Here is a 2,121-nt window from a genome sequence, read left to right as displayed (position 1 = left end):
GTTCATGACCCCCTCCGTCCATCTGGGCGGCGATCCGCACGCGGGGATTCCGCTTTCTGACATAGAGCGCGCCGACCCCCTTGGGTCCGTAGATTTTATGAGCCGAGAACGACATGAGGTCGATGCCCATGGCTTGAACATCGACCGGTATTTTTCCGATGCCCTGGGTGGCATCGCAATGGAACAGCACCCCTCTTGCCTTCGCGATCTTGCCGATTTCCTGGATGGGATTGATCGTGCCGATTTCGTTGTTGGCCAGCATGACCGAAATCAGGATCGTCTTATCGGTGATGGCATTCTGTACGTCTTGTGGGCTCACCATCCCGTATTTATCGACCGATAGATAGGTCACGGTCGCCAACCCTTTAGCCTCAAGGGACTTGGCTGTATCAAGCACGGCCCGATGTTCCGCGGTTGATGTGATGATGTGGGTGCCTTTCTCCTTATACATCTCCAAGGCGCCCTTCAATGCCAGATTGTCCGATTCAGTTGCACCGCTGGTAAAGACGATTTCCTTTGAGTCGGCCTTGATGAGCCTTGCAATCTGTTTGCGGGCTTGTTCCACCGCTTCTTCCGCGGCCCAGCCGAAGGCATGATTACGGCTGGCGGCGTTCCCGAATTTTTCCGTGAAATAGGGCAGCATGGCCTCCAGAACTCGCGGGTCCATGGGAGTGGTGGAATGGTTATCGAGGAAAATGGGAAGCTTCATCGTTCTACTCCTTGTGCCGAGGGAGACTGAATCGTGATGAACGGTGTGCCGCCCATCATGTCTCCCAACGTCATGCTGTTCAGTAACTGGTAGATGCTGTCTTGTATTTTCAGTAGCGGCGTGCGGATGTTACAGTGTTCAAGCTGCATACAGAATTCACCGGCTTTTTCGTGTGAGCAGTCGGTGATGGCAAGCGGGCCTTCGATGCTTTCGATGATTTGCGCAATCGTAATCTGTCTTGCGCTCCGTGCCAGGAGATATCCTCCTTTGGGACCATTGTGGCTTTCGATGAGACCGTTCTTTGAGAGTACCTGGAGAACCTTCGCTAACAATTCCAGAGGAATGTTGTATTCTTCAGCGATCTCTTTCGTATTCACCACGCGGCCAGGAGTCACATCACCGAATTGGACCGAAGCAATGTGCTGCAGGGCCATGAGTGCGTAATCAGCCTTTTTTGAAATCTTCAACATTGCTATTGCCGATCTGTTAGATCGGAGACTATAATGATCTCCGATCAATGTGGTCGGACTAAGAGTAGCACGCATGTTTCTCCGGTGTCAATACACGGACACAGCCAGGGTCCAGCGCTATTTTAGAAAGGAACAGGCACATGGGCGGGACAAACCCGTATATTGAAAAGACCGATTATGAACTTCCGAAAGTCTCCTATGCCGTGACATTTATCCAGCCGAATGGGAGTTCGACCACAGTCTCAGTCGATCCTACAAAGATTCCCTATGGTGTTACTGGGCTGCCGGGAAGCATTTTAGATATTGCAATGGGTCACGGAGTGGACTTGGAGCATGTCTGTGGTGGTGTGGTCGCCTGTTCGACCTGTCACGTCATCGTGAAACAGGGATTGGAAACCTGCAATGGGGGAACCGATGATGAGTATGATCAGTTAGACGAAGCTCCCATGACGACATTACAGTCTCGTCTGGGGTGCCAGTGTGTGCCGAACGGCACCAAGGATATCGTCGTCGAAATCCCGGCCGTCAATAAAAATCTCGTGCGGGAGGGGCATTGATTCATCCGCGTTATTCATGAATCGTTATTGGTTAAACGCAAGAATCAGAGTCTCACGGTTAACGATTCACGAATAACTCGCTCTAGTCGTACGTCTCCACCTTCACTTCTCTTCGGTCGTAACCTACCTCTGTAAGATATGCACGCAGGGGCCGGGCGAATGCTTTGGTCCCACAGATCATCGGAACCACTTTGGGCTGCTCTTTGATCAATGGCGTGAGCATGGACAAGGTTCTTTCCACGGCTTCCGACTCTCCGTTCCGAGCGACCAGCGGAAGATAACGGAAAGAGGGATGTTGCACGGCCATCGTGAGCCATTCCTGATGGAACAACACCTCATCTTCATTGGGTGCCACGGCGATCAATAAGACCCGAGTTTGGATTTT

The 2,121-nt window shown here is 51.9% G+C and carries 3 protein-coding genes and 1 pseudogene; 1 reads left to right on the top strand and 3 read right to left on the bottom strand.

Translation table 11 applies throughout. The features are described 5' to 3' along the window. Positions 1–709, bottom strand: a 709-nt coding sequence (locus tag ACOSYY_RS15235) for a cysteine desulfurase family protein (RefSeq protein ID WP_421663422.1), incomplete at its 3' end; no start/stop codon positions are given. Continuing rightward, positions 706–1,179, bottom strand: coding sequence for an RrF2 family transcriptional regulator (locus ACOSYY_RS15230; RefSeq protein ID WP_421663420.1), 474 nt, complete (start codon positions 1,177–1,179; stop codon positions 706–708). The genes ACOSYY_RS15230 and ACOSYY_RS15235, both read right to left, overlap by 4 nt. A gap of 140 nt (positions 1,180–1,319) precedes the next feature. Here ACOSYY_RS15230 and ACOSYY_RS15225 point away from each other — a divergent pair, with 140 nt between their 5' ends. Continuing rightward, on the top strand, positions 1,320–1,736 hold the full coding sequence (locus ACOSYY_RS15225) for a 2Fe-2S iron-sulfur cluster-binding protein (RefSeq protein WP_421663419.1): 417 nt from the start codon (positions 1,320–1,322) through the stop codon (positions 1,734–1,736). An 82-nt stretch (positions 1,737–1,818) separates the two neighbouring features. Here ACOSYY_RS15225 and ACOSYY_RS15220 read toward each other — a convergent pair. Continuing rightward, positions 1,819–2,121 (bottom strand): annotated as a pseudogene (locus tag ACOSYY_RS15220) (hypothetical protein); the annotation flags it as partial.

The organism is Nitrospira sp. BLG_2 (assembly GCF_049222245.1).
Note: the sequence above shows the minus strand (reverse complement) of the source record. Positions and strands in the feature narration are given on the sequence as shown.

Bases quoted from the DNA above. Each gene is read 5' to 3' on its own strand.
- ACOSYY_RS15230 (WP_421663420.1), bottom strand. From the start codon at position 1,179: ATGTTGAAGATTTCAAAAAAGGCTGATTACGCACTCATGGCCCTGCAG.
- ACOSYY_RS15225 (WP_421663419.1), top strand. From the start codon at position 1,320: ATGGGCGGGACAAACCCGTATATTGAAAAGACCGATTATGAACTTCCG.